This window comes from Mesorhizobium sp. M0800 (genome assembly GCF_040320095.1).
Taxonomy (GTDB): domain Bacteria; phylum Pseudomonadota; class Alphaproteobacteria; order Rhizobiales; family Rhizobiaceae; genus Mesorhizobium.
The window spans coordinates 62,490-79,032 of record NZ_JAMYOZ010000004.1; the positions used below are offsets into that span (position 1 = coordinate 62,490).

Consider the following 16,543-nt stretch of genomic DNA (forward strand, 5'->3'; position numbering starts at 1 on the left):
TCGCGCGCCGCTTACTGCTGGACGGCGTAGCACTCGATCTTCTTCTTTTTCAAAGCGTTGCAGGCTTTCCAGGCAGCCGTCTTCGAACCGAAACCACCGAACCGGGCGCGGTAGTAGGTGACACCGTCCTTGTCGAAGGCGACGGTGAAACCGGAGGCATCGGTCAGAACGGAGGGCGCCTGCTTCGTCGCCTTGTCGAGGAAAGCCTTCGCTTCGGCCTGTTTTGGCGAAGAGGCGACCTGTATTGCCCAGCCGGATGGCACCGACGCCGTGCTGACAGGATCGACCTCTGCCGCCGGTTCGGCATAGGCTGCGGCGACCCGGGCTGTCGCCACGTCGTCCACCGTCGACACAGCCGTCGTCTTGACCCTCTTGGCCTGAACGACCGGAGCGGTCTCTTCAACGACGGGCGCATTTTCCTCGACAAGAGAGGCAACGGCATCGTCGTCCGGCTTACTGTCCGGTGTCGGCGCGTCATGCTTCGGTAGAAGCACCTTGGCCAAGGCTGAAATCGGATTGCCGCCGCCGGCCTTGGCAATCAGCACGCCGCCGCCGCGCGACGACGCCTGCGGCATGTAGGCATTGATCAACCCGGCCATCTGGCTGTCGCGGCTGCCGCCGGACCTGCCGCCCATGACCACCGCTACGATGCGCCGATCGCCATCCGAGACCGAGGAGACCAGATTGTAACCGGAGGCGCGGGTGTAACCGGTCTTGATGCCGTCGACGCCCTTGATGCGTCCGAGCAGACGATTGTGGCCGTTGATGCGCTGCCGCCCGTAAAGAAAGGAGCGCTGCGAGAAATAGCCGTAATATTGCGGGAAATGCTCTCTCAGGGCGATGCCGAGCATCGCCATGTCGCGCGCGGTCGTGAACTGGCCGGGATCAGGCAAGCCGTTGGCGTTGCGGAAAACGGTTCCCCTCATGCCCAGCGCCCGCGCCTTGGCGGTCATCATGCGGGCGAAATTGGCTTCGTTGCCGCCGAGCATCTCGCCAAGCGCTGTTGCGGAATCGTTTGCCGATTTGGTCACCATCGACAGGATCGCGGTCTCGACCGTGACCGAGCCGCCCCGCTTGACGCCGAGCTTCGTCGGCGGTTCGGCAGCGGCATTGGCCGAGAACACGAGCGGGGAATTCTTGCTGATCCTGCCCTTCGCCAACGCCTCGAACGTCAGATAGAGCGTCATCATCTTGGTAAGCGACGCCGGATAGCGCCGGCCATCGGCGTCCGACGAATAAAGCACCTTGCCGGTCTTGGCATCGATGACGATGGCCGCCGACTTGGCCGCCATGGATGAGGCCGCGTCCGCGACGACGAAGCTCATCGCCATAGCGAGGATCATGATCGTTTTGAGGGGGGACGCGGATTTGGAAACGAAGCCCGACAACGCCTTACGCACTGATAGTTCCTTTGAATTTCCGTTGCCTTGGAGGCGGCAAAGGGTCCTGCCTCACCTCCGGCCACGCTAACGCGGGCAGCGTTACCAATCCGTTTATGGTAACCGCCGCGTTCACCATTTTCTGTGTGATTGAGCTTCTCTTTATTCGAATCTTAGCGATTGCCGGCAGCTCACGATGCGCATTGCCGCGGGAATCTTGACTTTTGTGCACTGCACAATATATTTACACGCATTGCACAACGCGGCCCGGACAAGCCGCGTCTATCGTCCAAGGCAACCGTTCAAGGAATGCGTGAAATGACCCAGACCTATGAAGATTTCAGCAAATACGGCAAGGAATTTGCGGACACCGGATTGAAGAGCTTCGCCTCGCTGTCCAAGGGTGCGCAGGCTATCGCCGCCGAGGCGGGCGAGTACACCAAGAAAAGCTTCGAAGCCGGTAGCGCCGCTGTCGAGAAGCTCTTTTCCGCCAAGTCGCTGGACAAGGCGATCGATATCCAGTCCGACTATGCCAAGCAGTCCTATGAGAGCTTCGTCACCGAGGCCACCAAGCTTGGCGATCTCTATGCCGAACTCGCCAAGGAAGCTTACAAGCCGTTCGAATCGATCGTCGCCAAGGCGAAGTAAATTCGACGAACATTCCGAGCCGGCCCCTGGGCTTGCAAAGACAGACCCGGTCGCGAACGCGCGGCCGGGTTTTTTCATGCCAGCTCGAAATCGGGGGCCTGCGGTCTTCACGATTTGAAAAATCGGTCAAGTTTGGCCACCTAGCCATATTGTCAGCTAAACAGAAGGGCTTAAAATCGTCCATCGAACACCTACATGTCGAGCATGCATGAGGATTCGAAAGAGGCAGGACTACGTGACTACAGGTTTGACTGCCACGAGCTACGTGGTGCGAATGCAGAACGGCAGCAACGGCAATGAGGCCGGTCGCGGCACGGCCGTCATCACGCGCACAAAAACCAAGACCAAGAAGCCCAGTCTGTATCGGGTCCTCATTCTTAACGACGACTACACACCCATGGAATTCGTGGTCCACGTGCTGGAGCGCTTTTTCCAGAAGGACCGCGAAGCCGCCACACGCATAATGCTTCATGTTCACAATCATGGGGTGGGCGAGTGCGGGGTCTATACATTCGAGGTGGCCGAGACCAAAGTGGCTCAGGTCATGGATTTCGCCCGACAGAATCAGCATCCGCTGCAATGCGTGATGGAGAAGAAGTGAGGTAACATGCCGGCTTTCTCCCAAGGCCTGGAAAAGGCGCTTCACCAAGCGCTGACGCTCGCCAATGAGCGGCACCATGAATATGCAACCCTTGAACATTTGCTGCTCGCCCTGATCGACGACACCGAGGCGGCGGCCGTCATGCGTGCCTGCAACGTCGATCTCGACGAGTTGAAGCATACGGTCCTCACCTATATCGACACCGAGCTCGACAACCTCGTCACCGGCTACGATGAAGATTCCAAGCCGACTGCCGGTTTCCAGCGCGTCATCCAGCGCGCGGTGATCCATGTGCAGTCGTCAGGCCGCGAGGAGGTGTCCGGCGCCAACGTGCTCGTTGCCATCTTCGCTGAGCGCGAGAGCCACGCCGCTTACTTCCTGCAGGAACAGCAGATGACCCGCTACGACGCGGTCAACTACATCTCGCATGGCATCGCCAAGCGCCCCGGCGCTTCCGAGACGCGGACGCCGCGCGGCGCCGACGACGAGCAAGGCAGCCAGAGCGGGGCCGAGCCGCAAGAGGAAGGCGGCAAGAAGAAGCAGCAGCAGGACGCGCTGACTGCCTATTGCGTCAACCTGAACAACAAGGCCAAGGCCGGCAAGATCGATCCATTGATCGGTCGCGAGAGCGAGATCAACCGGACCATCCAGGTGCTGTGCCGCCGCTCCAAGAACAACCCGCTCTATGTCGGTGATCCCGGCGTCGGCAAGACGGCGATCGCCGAAGGCCTCGCCAAGCGCATCGTCGAGGGCGACGTTCCCGAAGTGCTGCACAATGCCACCATCTTCGCGCTCGACATGGGCACGCTGCTGGCCGGCACCCGTTATCGCGGCGATTTCGAGGAGCGACTGAAGCAGGTCGTCAAGGAGCTCGAAGACTATCCCGGCGCCGTGCTGTTCATTGATGAGATCCACACCGTGATCGGGGCAGGGGCCACCTCTGGCGGCGCCATGGATGCGTCGAACCTGTTGAAGCCGGCGCTGTCGTCCGGCGCGATCCGCTGCATCGGCTCGACCACCTACAAGGAGTTCCGGCAGTTCTTCGAGAAGGACCGCGCGCTGGTGCGGCGCTTCCAGAAGATTGACGTCAACGAGCCGACCGTCGAGGACGCCATCGAGATCATGAAGGGCCTCAAGCCCTATTTCGAGGAGTTCCACAAGGTTCGCTACACGAGCGAGGCGATCAAGGCTTCGGTCGAGCTCTCGGCGCGTTACATCAATGACCGCAAGCTGCCGGACAAGGCGATCGACGTGATCGACGAGACCGGCGCCTCGCAGATGCTCGTGCCGGAAGCCAAGCGCAAGAAGACCATCGGCATCAAGGAGATCGAAGCGACGATCGCCACGATGGCGCGCATCCCGCCGAAGACAGTTTCCGCCGACGACGAGAAGGTGCTGCAAGGCCTCGACATCGAGTTGAAGCGCGTCGTTTACGGCCAGGACACCGCGATCACCGCGCTGACCTCGGCCATCAAGCTGGCGCGGGCCGGCCTGCGCGAACCGGAAAAGCCGATCGGCTCGTACCTGTTCTCGGGTCCGACCGGTGTCGGCAAGACGGAAGTGGCCAAGCAGCTCGCCGCCTCGCTCGGCGTGGAGCTGATCCGCTTCGACATGTCGGAATATATGGAACGCCACACCGTTTCACGGCTGATCGGCGCGCCTCCCGGCTATGTCGGCTTCGACCAGGGCGGCCTTCTGACCGACGGCGTCGACCAGCATCCGCATTGCGTGCTGTTGCTGGACGAAGTGGAGAAGGCGCATCCCGATCTGTTCAACATCCTGTTGCAGGTCATGGATCACGGCAAGCTGACCGACCACAACGGCAAGCAGATCGACTTCCGCAATGTCATCCTGATCATGACCACCAATGCGGGCGCGTCCGACGCGCAGCGCGCGGCCATCGGTTTCGGTTCGACCAAGCGCGAAGGCGACGATGTCGAGGCGATCAACCGGCTGTTCACGCCGGAGTTCCGCAACCGTCTCGATGCGATCATTCCGTTCGGCTCGCTGCCGGTGCCGGTCATCCATCAGGTGGTGCAGAAGTTCGTCATGCAGCTGGAAGCACAGCTTTCCGAGCGTGGCGTGACCTTCGACCTGTCGCAGGATGCAATCGCATGGCTGGCCGACAAGGGCTATGACGAGCGCATGGGCGCCCGGCCGCTTGGCCGTGTCATCCAGGAGCACATCAAGAAGCCGCTGGCCGACGAGGTGCTGTTCGGCAAGCTCAAGAAGGGCGGCACGGTGCGTGTCACCGTCGAGAAGAAGGAAACCGGCGAGACCGGCCTGAAGCTCGAATCGCTCGCCGATGAGGCGCCGGTGAAGCCGAAGAAGGAAGAGCCGGACGACGTGCCGAAGGCCAAGAAGGCCGTGGCGAAGAAGCCCGCCGCGAAAAAGGCGGTGGCGCAGAAGCCGGAGCCGAAAGGCAAGGACGGTGGCAAGCGCAGCCTTGTGCCGCAACTGCCGCGTAAGAACTGACGAATCCGCAAGTCAAAAAAGCCCCGGCAACGGGGCTTTTTTTATGACATTTTCCGGTTAACCGCCCGGCGTCCGCCAGAGCGGTTGCGCCGGTTCAGCTTGCCAGCGCCATCCGTATCTTGCCGGCGTTTTCGGCCAGGACTTCAGGCTTTTCCATCTGTCCGCTGTGCGGCTTCAAGGGAATGCCGTCGAAGCGCGGAATGACATGGACATGGAGGTGGAAAACGGTCTGCCCCGAAGCTGGTTCGTTGAACTGCATAACCGTGACGCCATCGGCATCGAAGGCCTTCTTTACGGCCCGCGCAACTTTCTGGACGTGAACGAAGAGCGGGCCAAGCACCACCGGATCCGCGTCAAGCAGGTTGCGCGACGGCGCTTTCGGCACCACCAGCGTGTGACCCTGTCCTTGCGGCATCACATCCATGAAGACGATGACCGCGTCATCCTCGTAGACGCGGTGCGAAGGGATTTCTCCGCGCAGGATTTTTGCGAAGATGTTGCTGCTGTCGTAGGTTGCTTCGGCCATGGCGCGCGCTCCGGTTCTTGGCTCGCTGTCTCGTGTAGCGAAGGTATTCCGGGCGGGCAAGACGATCGGCCGACATCGGCCATGCGGCCCGCGTGGCTGAGCGAGTGGGTCTCGCTGCTCTACTCCGCCATGTCCTTGCGGAACGGGGTGTGCTCTTCCAGATATTCGCTCATCCGCTCGACTTCGCGCCGCTCGCGCTGGAGGTAGTCGGCCACTGCATTGCGCAGACCTGGATGGGCGATGTAGTGCGCCGAATGCATCGTCACGGGCCGGTAGCCGCGCGCCAGCTTATGCTCGCCCTGCGCACCGGCTTCAACCACCTTCAGCTTGCGCGAGATGGCGAAATCGATCGCCTGATGGTAGCAGACCTCGAAATGCAGGAACGGGTGGTCCTCGATGCAGCCCCAATTGCGGCCGTAGAGCGCGTCTGAACCGATGAAGTTGATGGCACCTGCAATGTAGCGCCCGTTGCGTTTGGCCATGACCAGCAGGATGTCGTCGGCCATGCGTTCGCCGATCAGCGAGAAGAAATCGCGGTTGAGGTAGGGCCGGCCCCATTTCCTGCTGCCGGTATCCATGTAGAACGCGAAAAAGTCGTCCCAGGCCTTTTCGGTCAGATCCTTGCCGGTCAGCCAGTCGATCGAGATGCCGTCGACGAGGGCCTCGCGCCGCTCCTTCTTCATTGCCTTGCGCTTGCGCGAGGCTAACGTTGCGAGAAAATCGTCGTAGCTCGAAAAGCCTTCGTTGAAGAAGTGAAACTGCTGGTCGGTGCGATGCAGGAAGCCGGCCGCCGCCAATACCTGGACGTCGTCCTCCGGCGCGAAAGTAACATGCGCGGAAGACACGCCGAGCCTATCCGTCACCGCCTTCAGGCCGGCCGCAAGACCAGCCTTGACGGTGGGGCTGTCCTCGCCCCTGCCGACCAGCAGGCGAGGGCCGGTGACGGGCGTGAACGGCACCGCGCATTGCAGCTTCGGATAGTAGCGCCCGCCGGCGCGTTCGAATGCGTCCGACCAGCCATGGTCGAAGACATATTCGCCCTGGCTGTGCGACTTCAGATAGCAGGGGACGGCCCCGAGCAGCTTGCCTCGCGCGGTTTCCAGCCTGAGGTGATGGCCTTGCCAGCCGGTGCGCCGAACAGCGCATCCGGAATCTTCCAGCGCGCTCAAAAAAGCGAATGAAACAAGCGGGTTGTAGCCGTATTCTGCATCGCCGCGTGTAGCGCCGCCGAGGCTGTCCCATTCAGCGCTGGTAAAGGCGCCGATGCCCGCGGCGATGCGGATCGACAGCTCCGCATTCGCCGTTTGTCTTTCGCAGTCGTCCCCTTGATCCATGAGGCTTACTTAAGCTCGCTGCGGACCCATACAAGCCCGCTCAGGCGAGCCGTACCAGATCGGGCTCGAATCCTTCGAACGTCATCTGGTCGGCATATTTGAAGGTCAGGTCGACGGCAGGCTGGTCGTGCACGGTCCAGGTGATCACCGGCATGCCGAGTCTCTCTCGCACGAAGGAGACGAACCGGTTCGGCAGGTCGCCGGCAGCGTAGGAGGTGAAGGCGATGTCATGCGCCAGCATGGCGAAATGCGCCTCGATCAGGTGGTTGTCGTTGCCGTAGGCGATCAACCCGCCGGGTATGCCGGGTGCATATTTCGGGAACTCGCGGATCAGCCAATGGTCGAACGACATGATCGCGGTCTTGCCCTTGTAATGCTTGAGCATCTTGCCGACGCTTTCGACCAGGCCTTCGTCGTGCCCGGCAGCACCTTTCAGCTCGACAACCATCGGCACACGGCCGTCGACCAGATCAAGCGCCTGCTGCAGCGTCGGCAAATGGTCGGCGGTGCCGCCGACCTTCAGCGCCGTGATCTCTGCAGCCGTACGCTGCCAGACGAAGCCGTCCTCGCCGGTCAGCCGCCGCAGATCGCCATCGTGGATGATGACGGGGACGCCGTCGGATGATAGGTGCACATCGCATTCGATCGCGTAGCCGCGCTCGGCCGCCGCAGCGAAGGCGGAAAGGGTGTTCTCCCAGCGCGTCTTGTTCATGTCGTGGAGGCCGCGATGGGCGACGGGCCGGGCGGTCAGCCAGGAAAGATCGGTCATGGTTGCAGTCCCGGTCATTCGACTTCGAAGATCGCTTCGATTTCCACTGCGGCATTAAGCGGCAGGGAGGCGGTGCCGACGGCGGAGCGAGCGTGCTTGCCACGATCGCCGAGCACGGCGGCGAGAAAATCCGAGGCGCCGTTGGCAACCAGATGCTGTTCGACAAAATCCGGTGCCGAGGCGACGAAGACGGTGATCTTCACCAAGCGACGGATTTTCTCGAGATCGCCAAGTGCCGCCTGAGCCTGGGCCAATATGTTGATCGCACAGTATTTTGCGGCTTCCTTGCCGGTCGCGGTGTCGACATCGCGGCCAAGCAGTCCGCTCGCCTGGAGCTTGCCCTCCTTGAGCGGCAACTGCCCGGCGGTGAACAGCAGATTGCCGGTCCGGCAATAGGGCACGTAATTGGCGGCGGGCGCTGCGGCGGCCGGCAGCGTCACGCCGAGATCGCTTAGCCGCTTTTCGATTGTTTCGCTCATGCTATTTCCCTATTGCTTGAAGGTGCCGCGCAGGCCGGGCCGAAATTGCTATTTTTGCCTCGCTTCCGCCACGACTTTTTTTAAGCTGGACCATCTTTCCATGCGGCTTGCCACTAGCCGCGATGATCGGAGCACCCCATGCGCGCAACGCGCCTCGCATTCAACGCCGTTCTCTTGACAGCGGCTTCCTGGGCGGCTCCCGCTTTTGCGGTGCCTGCGCTGCAGGCGCATCGTGCTGTTTACGACATTTCACTCGACAAGGCCTCAGACCGTTCCGGCATCACCGGCATCACCGGCCGCATGGTCTACGAGTTCAACGGCTCGCCTTGCGAGGGCTATACGGTAAAGTTCCGTTTGGTGACCCAGATCGTAACCAGCGACAACACCAGGCTGACCGACCAGCAGATGACCACCTTCGAGGATGCCGAGGGCAAGACCTTCTCCTTCGTGAACAAATCCTTTGTCGACCAGAACCTCGACAAGGAGGTCAAGGGTACCGCAACGAAGGAGGCCAACGGTCTCAAGGTCGATATCGACAAGCCCGAGAAGAACAGCCTGGAACTCGCGCCGACCCAGTTCCCGACCCAGCAAATGGTCGAAATGATCGGCAAGGCGGAAAAGGGCGAGCGTTTCTACGAAACCAACCTGTTCGACGGCTCTGAGGATGCCGACAAGGTGGTGACCACCACCGTCGTCGTCGGCAAGCAAGCCGATGCCGACAACGCCGATCCGGAAGCGCCGGCGCTGGCCAAGCTCGCCACCGACAAATACTGGCCGGTCGACATCGCCTATTTCGATGATGCCGACAAAGGCGGCGAGGAGGTGCCGGAATACCGGATCAGCTTCAAGCTGCACAAGAACGGCATCACGCGCGATCTCGTCATGGACTATGGCGAGTTCTCGATGACCGGCAAATTGGTCAATCTGTCGCTGTTCGATCAGCCAAAGACCTGTCCGTCTAAATAAGCTCGAGTGAACGGCAAGCCGCCGGCCGCTATCCGGGATAGTAGCGCTTAATCTTGCGGGGCAAGTCGCATCGACTTGAGCATGCCGCAATTGCCTTTCAACGCCTTATGACGGTATGCGCCGCGGGGGAGCAGGTTGAGCAGGATCGACGTTTTTGTGGCGCCGCGGCCCAATGCGACGCTGATCAACGCTATGACATTCGTCAACCGGATTGTCATGCTGCACGGCGTTCCGGGGTTTCGCGACCTGTTGCCATTCAACCGTCTGGCCGGTTTGCGCGGCGTCGCCAATGTCCGCCACATCGATTTTCCGGAGAATGACCGGCAAAGGCTGAAGGCTTGTTGCGGCGCGGGCAAGGCGACGTTCATCACGCCCAACCATCCCGAATTTTTTACCGACTGGATGATCGACAAGGAGGTCGTCTCGCGGGTAAGCCCGCTGGCGGCATCCTGGGCCACGCACGGCGTCGTCAACGGGCTTGGCCGGCTGATGCAGAAATTCTGGTTGGCCAACAATCTGATCGCGCAAATCCCGGGCAACAGCGCGGCCGCCAAGGAACATTCGGTGGCCTGGGCGCTGAAGGGGCACGGCGTGCTCCTGCATCCCGAAGGCGGTGTCGGCTGGCATGCCAACATCATTGCCCCGCTGCTGCCGGGCGCGGTCGAAATGGGGTTCGAGGCGCTGAAGCGCGGCCGCCTGACGGATCCGGACTTCAAGGTTTGGATCGCGCCCGTGATCTGGAAGCTTGCTTTCACGGGGAATGTCGAGGCAGCGCTGGCAAAGGAATGCGCCTATGTCGAGCACAGCCTGAAGATCGAACGCCGTGCCGCCGATTCGCTGCCGGAGCGCATCCATCATATCTATGCGACCTTGCTGTCGCGCGATGAGGCTGCATATGGCCTGCGGTCCGATGAGCGGGCTTCGTACGACGCACGTCAAAAGGACCTGCTGACCGAACTCGGCCGTCGCCTTGCCGAACTTGTCTCGGTCGACGCCGGCACGCTCGACACTGCCGAGCTTTTGCGCCGGTCGCGGCGCTGGCTGCGGGAGAACATGGACGGCACCGAAAACCAGAAGCAGGTCCGAACGCTGGCAGATACAATCCAGCGCCTGCAGCGTGTCGGGCCGTGGGCTTCAGCCAATCCGCGCATCACGCAGGAGGAGATCGCCGAACATTTGAAGCGGATCCGCAACGACTATTGCAAGGGTACGCTGCGCGATACGATCAACCGTTTCGTGCCGCAGCCGGCAGGCCCACGCCGCGCCTATGTCCGGGTACCGGAGCCGCTAGGCTTGCACGCCTATCAAGGCTCCGTCGAGGAGGCACTCGCCGAACTGCACGACCGGATGCAGGAGACCGTCACCAGGACGATGACGCAACTCGAGGCCGGCGGCGGCTTCATTTTCTATGCCAATCCCTTCTATCATCGTTAGCGGCGTGTTGGTCGGCGCAAGATGAAGGAGTGCGGCAAATCTCATGGCGGTCTATGTCGATGCGGCGATCTGGAAATGGATCGGCCACCGCTGGTGTCATCTGCTGGCAGACGATACTGACGAGCTGCATCGCTTCGCCGCGCAGCTCGGCATCAAGCGCTCGTCCTATCAAGGGCCGCCCAAGACATCGGCGCCGCATTATGACATAACCGGGTTCGAGCGTGACCGCGCAGTGCGGTTAGGCGCCATCGAATGCAGCCGCGAGGAGATCGTCGCCGTTTTCCGGCGTGTGCGGGTGCCGAAGGGGAAGATGCGGCGATGATACCGGTGCGCTGATAGCCGCACGCTGAGCCGCAAGACGCCACAGCGCTTGCGTTTGTCGCGCTTCCCCTCTATATGCGCGCTCATTCCACACACGGACTTTGGTGTCTGCCCGGGAGAAATCCGGCTGAAACCTCCGGTGGCGTTCGAGGACAAAGTCCAAAAATGCCTGTGTCCGTGGAGGCTAACCGGAAAGGAAATAAGAATGGCTCTGCCTGATTTCAGCATGCGCCAGCTATTGGAAGCTGGCATTCACTTCGGCCACCAGACCCACCGCTGGAACCCAAAAATGGCGCCCTATATCTACGGCGCCCGCAACAACATACACATCATCGACCTCTCGCAGACGGTGCCTTTGCTGCACCAGGCGCTGAAGCAGGTTTCCGACACTGTTGCCAAGGGCGGCCGCGTGCTGTTCGTCGGCACCAAGCGCCAGGCCTCCGACATCGTCGCCGATGCCGCGCAGCGCTCGGCCCAGTACTATGTCAACTCGCGCTGGCTCGGCGGCATGCTGACCAACTGGAAGACGATCTCGAATTCCATCCAGCGCCTGCGCAAGCTCGACGAAATGCTGGCCGGCGAGGCTCAGGGCCTGACCAAGAAGGAGCGCCTCAACCTCGACCGCGAGCGTGAGAAGCTCGACAAGGCGCTGGGCGGCATCAAGGATATGGGTTCGACGCCCGATTTGATGTTCGTGATCGACACCAACAAGGAAGCGATCGCCATTCTCGAGGCCAAGCGTCTCGGCATCCCGGTCGTTGCCATCATCGATTCCAACTGCGACCCGGACAAGATCGACTTCCCGATCCCCGGCAATGACGACGCGGCCCGCGCCATCCAGCTGTATTGCGATTTGATCGCCAAGGCAGCTATCGACGGCATCGCCCGTCAGCAGGGCGCGCTCGGTGTCGATATCGGCGCATCGGTCGAGGCTCCGGTCGAGCCGGCGCTCGATCAGACCCCGGCCGCCGAGAGCCCGGCAGCCCAGACCCCGGAAGCATAGTAGCGAAGGCCGGCTGCGGCCTTCATCTTTCCAATATGTTGGCGCGGTAAGCGCTACCGGCACCAGGCGCATCATCGAAAATCGATGGTGCGTCAGTGCATTTAGACAAAGAGGCGACAATGAGCATTTCGGCTGCACAGGTCAAAGAACTCCGCGACTTGACCGGCGCGGGCATGATGGACTGCAAGGCGGCGTTGAACGAGACCAACGGCAATATGGAAGAAGCCATCGACTGGCTGCGCAAGAAGGGCATTTCCAAGGCCGACAAGAAGGCTGGCCGTACCGCTGCCGAAGGCCTGATCGGCGTAGATTCCGGGGTCCGCGAAGCAACGATCGTCGAGGTCAATTCCGAGACGGACTTCGTTGCCCGCAATGCTGCGTTCCAGGAGATCGTCGCCAATGTCGCGAAGGTCGCGCTTGCCTATGGCGGCAAGACCGAGGCCGTTGCCGCCGCTCCCTATCCGGGCTCGGGCAAGTCGGTCGCCGAGACCATCAAGGACGCTGTCGGCACCATCGGCGAGAATCTGGGCTTCCGCCGCTCGGCCAAGCTCACCGTCGAGCACGGCGCTGTCGCAACCTACGTTCACAATGCGGTCGCCGACGGCCTTGGCAAGCTCGGCGTGCTGGTGGCCATCGAGACGACAGGCAACGCGCATGCCGCCAACGCCTTCGCCCGTCAAGTTGCCATGCATGTCGCTGCCACCAATCCGATGGCCCTGACCACCGAAGAGCTCGATCCGGCCGCAGTGGAACGCGAGAAGGCGATCTTCGCCGACCAGGCGCGCCAGTCCGGCAAGCCGGAAGCGATCATCGAGAAGATGGTCGAAGGCCGTTTGCGCAAGTTCTATGAAGAGGTCGTGCTGCTCAAGCAGGCTTTCGTGCTCAATCCCGACATTACCGTCGAGAAGGCGCTGAAGGATGCCGAAAGCGAAATCGGCGCGCCAGCCAAAATCGCTGCCTATCTGCGCTTCGCGCTCGGCGAGGGCATCGAGAAGGAAGAGACCGATTTCGCGGCGGAAGTCGCGGCAGCGGTCAAGAAGTAACTATTCGTTTGAAAGGCTTTTTCGGCCGGGTATCCGCGAGGATGCCCGGCCGATTTCTTGCGCGGTGTCGATGAAGGCGCGGAGCTTCGGGGCCATTGCGGCGCGGCGCGGGAAATAGAGGAACAGTCCCGGTTCCTCGATCGATGCCTCGCCAAGGACTTCGACCAGCCGGCCTGCCTCGATGTCGGGCTTGACAAGCGGCTCGAACAGATAGGCGAGGCCGATGCCGGCAAGCGCCATTTCCCTTGCCGACAGCGGATCGCTGACGACCACGCTGCCGCGTGTCTCGACGCTGATATCCTTGCCCTGATCGGACAGATCCCAGCGATAGAGCGCACGTGATCGCAACAGCCGATAGCCGATGCAGTTGTGCGCGGCGAGATCGGCCAACGCCCATGGCCGCCCGCGCCGGCCGACATAGGCCGGCGAAGCAACGATGATGCTGCGGAAAGGCCCTGTCAGTCGCACCGTCACCATATCCTCGGCGATCATCTCGCCCAGCCGGATGCCGGCGTCGAAACCCTCGCCGACGATATCGCTCAGACGTTCGTCGGTGACGATCTCCACCGTCACGTCAGGGTAACGTTCCGCCATCGCCGTCAGGATGGGCATCAGCGCCAGAGGCAGCGCCAAACGCGGCGCGTTGATCCTGAGCAGTCCGCTTGCCCGGCCTTTGACAGAGCGGATACGTTCGATCTGGTCGGCAATGTCTTCCAGCGCCGGCTCCGCCGCAGCGACAAGCGCGGTGCCAGCCTCGGTCAGCGAGACGCTGCGCGTGGTGCGGGCAAACAACGGCTGGCCGATTCGCTCCTCTACCAGCCGAACCGCATGGCTGACCGCTGACGGGCTCATGCCGAGCTCGGCGGCTGCCGGCGCGAAGCCGCCACGCCGCGCGACGGCAACGATTACAGGTAGGTGGCTAAGCAGATCGCGGTCCATTCATGCATGATATCGCATAGTCCATTCGGATAATGCAATCTTATCGGCGGGGAAAGGAGGGCGCATCTTTGGCTGCATCACACGGCAATCGCCGAGCAGCCAAGGAGACGTCTAATGACCGACCTCGATTCCGAACGAACCCGTAATCTCGAGACCGTGCGTAAATTCTTTGATCTGATGCACAGCAAGGACATTGAGGCATGGGGCGACCTTTGGGCTGAAGATGGCCGGATACTTGTCTTCTACCCGCCGGCAGGATTTGGAAACAGCATCGATGGTAAGGCCGCGATCCTGGCGGCCTTCCGAGGCCTCTTCGGTAATTTCGAATCCTTCGATTCGCAGCTGACAGCCATCTATCCGGCAGCGGATTCGGACGCGATCGTCGTTGAGTACAAGAACCGCGCGGTGCTGATCGGCGGCACTGAATACACCAACAGCAATATCGCGATTTTCCACTTCAAGAGCGGTCTGATCAGCGCCTACCACGATTATTTCGATCCGCGCCGCTTCCAGGTGGTGGTCGATGCGCTGGCCAAGGCCTGACTGCGTATCCCAGGCAAGACCTCAATCCCGCTTTTCAAACTTCAGGAGAAAATCCATGACCATGTCCTACTACACGCTCGGCAACAGCGGGCTGCGTGTCACCCGCCTGGCGCTCGGCACCATGACGTTCGGCACGGAATGGGGCTGGGGCGCGGAGAAGGAGACCGCGCGCGCCTTGGTTGATGCCTATGTCGAAGCCGATGGCAATTTCTTCGATACCGCCGATCTCTATACCGGTGGCACGGCCGAAACCTGGCTCGGCGAATTCATCGCCGAGCGTGGGCTGCGCGACAAGGCGGTGATCAGTACCAAATTCACCTACAACGCCGAACCGGGCAACCCGAACGCCGGGGGCAACGGCCGCAAGAACATCCTGCGGGCGATAGACGGTTCGCTGAAGCGGCTCGGCACCGACTACATCGACCTCTACATCCTCCATACCTGGGACAGGCTGACGCCGCCGGAGGAGGTGATGCGGACGCTGGACGATCTGGTGCGCGCCGGAAAGATCCGGCATGTCGGTCTGTCCGACGTGCCGGCCTGGTACGCAAGCCGGGCGCAGGCCGTCGCCGAGCATCGCGGCTATGAACCGGTTTCGGCGCTTCAGCTCGAATATTCGCTGGCCGAGCGCAACATCGAGCACGAGTTCGTGCCGTTCGGCACGCGCTATGGCGCCGGAATCATGGTCTGGAGTCCATTGGCCAGCGGCCTGCTCAGCGGAAAATACCGTTTCGATACAATCGTCGAGGATGGTGGCCGGCTGGAGACAATGCGTGGTTCGACCAATCCCGGTTTCCAGAAATTCACCGATCGCAACTGGCAAATCGTCGCCGAACTGGAGAGGGTTGCCGGCCAGCTCGGCCGCAGCATGGCGCAGGTCGCCCTGAACTGGACGGCAAACAGGCCAGGCATTGCGTCCGTCATCGTCGGCGCCACTAGGCTTGACCAGCTCAAGGACAATCTCGGCGCGCTTGATTTCGACATTCCCGAAGATCTTCGGGCACGGCTCGATGCGGTGAGCCGGCCGGTCACGCCCTTTCCGTATTCGTTCTTCGGCCCTGAAATACAAGGCGGCCTGACCGGTGGGCAGGCGGTTGGCGGTAAGCCGGCAAGCTATCTGCCGGATCTGCTCATGCGAGGCACTTTTGCCGGCGTGAGCTGACGGCTATCCCGGTCCACGATCTCAACTTTCCGGCTCGGGCGCCGGGGGACAGCGCGGCGCCCTTCGTGTATCGGAACGCCCAGTGTTTCGGGGCGCACCGAAACGCGTCACACGCACGATGACGAGGACCAGATGACGGTGAAGCCCCTCTACCGACGTGTCTTGCTGAAAGCGTCGGGCGAAGCGTTGATGGGCGAGCAGCATTTCGGCATCGACGTATCGGTGGTCGACCGCATCGCCGCCGACATCGCCGAGGCCCGCGCATTGGGCATCGAAGTCGGTGTCGTCATAGGCGGCGGCAACATCTTCCGTGGCGTCGCGGTTGCGTCAAAAGGCGGAGACCGCGTCACCGGCGACCATATGGGCATGCTTGCCACGGTTATCAATTCGCTGGCGCTGCGCACCTCGCTCAACAAGATCGGCGTCGACGCCGTGGTGCTGTCGGCGATCGCCATGCCCGAGCTTTGCGAAAGTTTTTCGCAGCGTCAGGCGACCGCCTACATGAACCAGGGCAAGGTCGTCATCTTCGCCGGCGGCACCGGCAATCCGTTCTTCACCACCGATTCGGCTGCAGCCCTTCGCGCCGCCGAGATCGGCGCCGATGCTCTGTTCAAGGGCACCCAGGTCGATGGTGTCTATTCGGCTGATCCCAAGAAGGACCCGCATGCGACACGTTTCGAGCGGATCAGCCATGACGAAGTCATCAAACGCGGGCTTTCGATCATGGATACGGCGGCGATTGCACTTGCGCGCGAAAACAACATTCCGATAATCGTCTATTCGATCCACGAGAAGGGTGGCTTCGGCGATATCCTGAGGGGCGGCGGCCGTTGCACGGTTGTCGCAGACGATTGACCGGACCATGAACCCGAAAGGGACCGGTTGCGGATGAGGCTCGAACAGGGCCTAAGCAGTGAACCC

17 protein-coding genes are annotated in these 16,543 nt (G+C 61.6%); 11 read left to right on the forward strand and 6 right to left on the reverse strand.

Going from position 1 to position 16,543, the window contains the following annotated elements; all coding sequences use genetic code 11:
- Positions 1–11: 11 nt before the first annotated feature.
- Positions 12–1,400 (reverse strand): SPOR domain-containing protein, encoded by a 1,389-nt coding sequence (locus NKI18_RS06900; protein ID WP_352620054.1) that lies wholly within the window; start codon positions 1,398–1,400, stop codon positions 12–14.
- 297 nt (positions 1,401–1,697) lie between these two features.
- Here NKI18_RS06900 and NKI18_RS06905 point away from each other — a divergent pair, with 297 nt between their 5' ends.
- From NKI18_RS06905 to clpA, 3 genes are all read left to right on the forward strand, one after another.
- Positions 1,698–2,027, forward strand: coding sequence for a phasin family protein (locus tag NKI18_RS06905; RefSeq protein ID WP_352471661.1), 330 nt, complete (start codon positions 1,698–1,700; stop codon positions 2,025–2,027).
- A 274-nt stretch (positions 2,028–2,301) separates the two neighbouring features.
- A complete protein-coding gene (clpS, locus tag NKI18_RS06910) occupies positions 2,302–2,628 on the forward strand; it encodes an ATP-dependent Clp protease adapter ClpS (RefSeq protein WP_023674921.1) in 327 nt (108 codons plus the stop codon).
- Positions 2,629–2,634: 6 nt separating this feature from the next.
- A complete protein-coding gene (clpA, locus tag NKI18_RS06915) occupies positions 2,635–5,103 on the forward strand; it encodes an ATP-dependent Clp protease ATP-binding subunit ClpA (protein WP_023674922.1) in 2,469 nt (822 codons plus the stop codon).
- A 94-nt stretch (positions 5,104–5,197) separates the two neighbouring features.
- Here the strand turns inward: clpA and NKI18_RS06920 are convergent, their stop codons facing one another.
- The 4 genes from NKI18_RS06920 to NKI18_RS06935 form a co-directional block, all read right to left on the reverse strand.
- Positions 5,198–5,629: an HIT family protein gene (locus NKI18_RS06920; protein WP_352620053.1), complete on the reverse strand. Its 432-nt coding sequence runs from the start codon at positions 5,627–5,629 to the stop codon at positions 5,198–5,200.
- A 119-nt stretch (positions 5,630–5,748) separates the two neighbouring features.
- Positions 5,749–6,963 carry a GNAT family N-acetyltransferase gene (locus tag NKI18_RS06925; protein WP_352620052.1) on the reverse strand — a complete coding sequence of 405 codons (1,215 nt, stop codon included), beginning with the start codon at positions 6,961–6,963 and terminating at the stop codon, positions 5,749–5,751.
- 40 nt (positions 6,964–7,003) lie between these two features.
- On the reverse strand, positions 7,004–7,732 hold the full coding sequence (locus NKI18_RS06930) for a glycerophosphodiester phosphodiesterase (protein WP_352620051.1): 729 nt from the start codon (positions 7,730–7,732) through the stop codon (positions 7,004–7,006).
- Between the two features lie 14 nt (positions 7,733–7,746).
- Positions 7,747–8,211, reverse strand: a complete 465-nt coding sequence (locus NKI18_RS06935) for a RidA family protein (RefSeq protein ID WP_352448812.1) — start codon at positions 8,209–8,211, stop codon at positions 7,747–7,749.
- Positions 8,212–8,349: 138 nt separating this feature from the next.
- Between NKI18_RS06935 and NKI18_RS06940 the strand changes: the two genes are divergently transcribed.
- From NKI18_RS06940 to tsf, 5 genes are all read left to right on the forward strand, one after another.
- Entirely contained in the window at positions 8,350–9,177 is an 828-nt protein-coding gene (locus NKI18_RS06940; protein WP_352620050.1) for a cell envelope integrity EipB family protein, read from the forward strand.
- Positions 9,178–9,312: 135 nt separating this feature from the next.
- Positions 9,313–10,611 carry a lysophospholipid acyltransferase family protein gene (locus NKI18_RS06945; protein WP_352455746.1) on the forward strand — a complete coding sequence of 433 codons (1,299 nt, stop codon included), beginning with the start codon at positions 9,313–9,315 and terminating at the stop codon, positions 10,609–10,611.
- 43 nt (positions 10,612–10,654) lie between these two features.
- Positions 10,655–10,933 (forward strand): DUF4031 domain-containing protein, encoded by a 279-nt coding sequence (locus NKI18_RS06950; RefSeq protein ID WP_352620049.1) that lies wholly within the window; start codon positions 10,655–10,657, stop codon positions 10,931–10,933.
- 204 nt (positions 10,934–11,137) lie between these two features.
- Positions 11,138–11,935, forward strand: coding sequence for a 30S ribosomal protein S2 (rpsB, locus tag NKI18_RS06955; protein ID WP_031211288.1), 798 nt, complete (start codon positions 11,138–11,140; stop codon positions 11,933–11,935).
- Positions 11,936–12,054: 119 nt separating this feature from the next.
- Positions 12,055–12,978, forward strand: coding sequence for a translation elongation factor Ts (gene tsf, locus NKI18_RS06960; protein WP_353019209.1), 924 nt, complete (start codon positions 12,055–12,057; stop codon positions 12,976–12,978).
- Here the strand turns inward: tsf and NKI18_RS06965 are convergent, their stop codons facing one another.
- A complete protein-coding gene (locus NKI18_RS06965; RefSeq protein WP_352620047.1) occupies positions 12,979–13,917 on the reverse strand; it encodes a LysR family transcriptional regulator in 939 nt (312 codons plus the stop codon).
- A 114-nt stretch (positions 13,918–14,031) separates the two neighbouring features.
- On the opposite strand from NKI18_RS06965, the gene NKI18_RS06970 reads away from it, so the two are divergent.
- The 3 genes from NKI18_RS06970 (at position 14,032) to pyrH (ending at position 16,477) form a co-directional block, all read left to right on the forward strand.
- Positions 14,032–14,460, forward strand: a complete 429-nt coding sequence (locus NKI18_RS06970) for a nuclear transport factor 2 family protein (RefSeq protein WP_352540566.1) — start codon at positions 14,032–14,034, stop codon at positions 14,458–14,460.
- Between the two features lie 55 nt (positions 14,461–14,515).
- Positions 14,516–15,622, forward strand: coding sequence for an aldo/keto reductase (locus NKI18_RS06975; RefSeq protein WP_352620046.1), 1,107 nt, complete (start codon positions 14,516–14,518; stop codon positions 15,620–15,622).
- 132 nt (positions 15,623–15,754) lie between these two features.
- Positions 15,755–16,477, forward strand: coding sequence for a UMP kinase (gene pyrH, locus NKI18_RS06980; protein ID WP_023674934.1), 723 nt, complete (start codon positions 15,755–15,757; stop codon positions 16,475–16,477).
- The last annotated feature ends 66 nt before the right edge of the window (positions 16,478–16,543 follow it).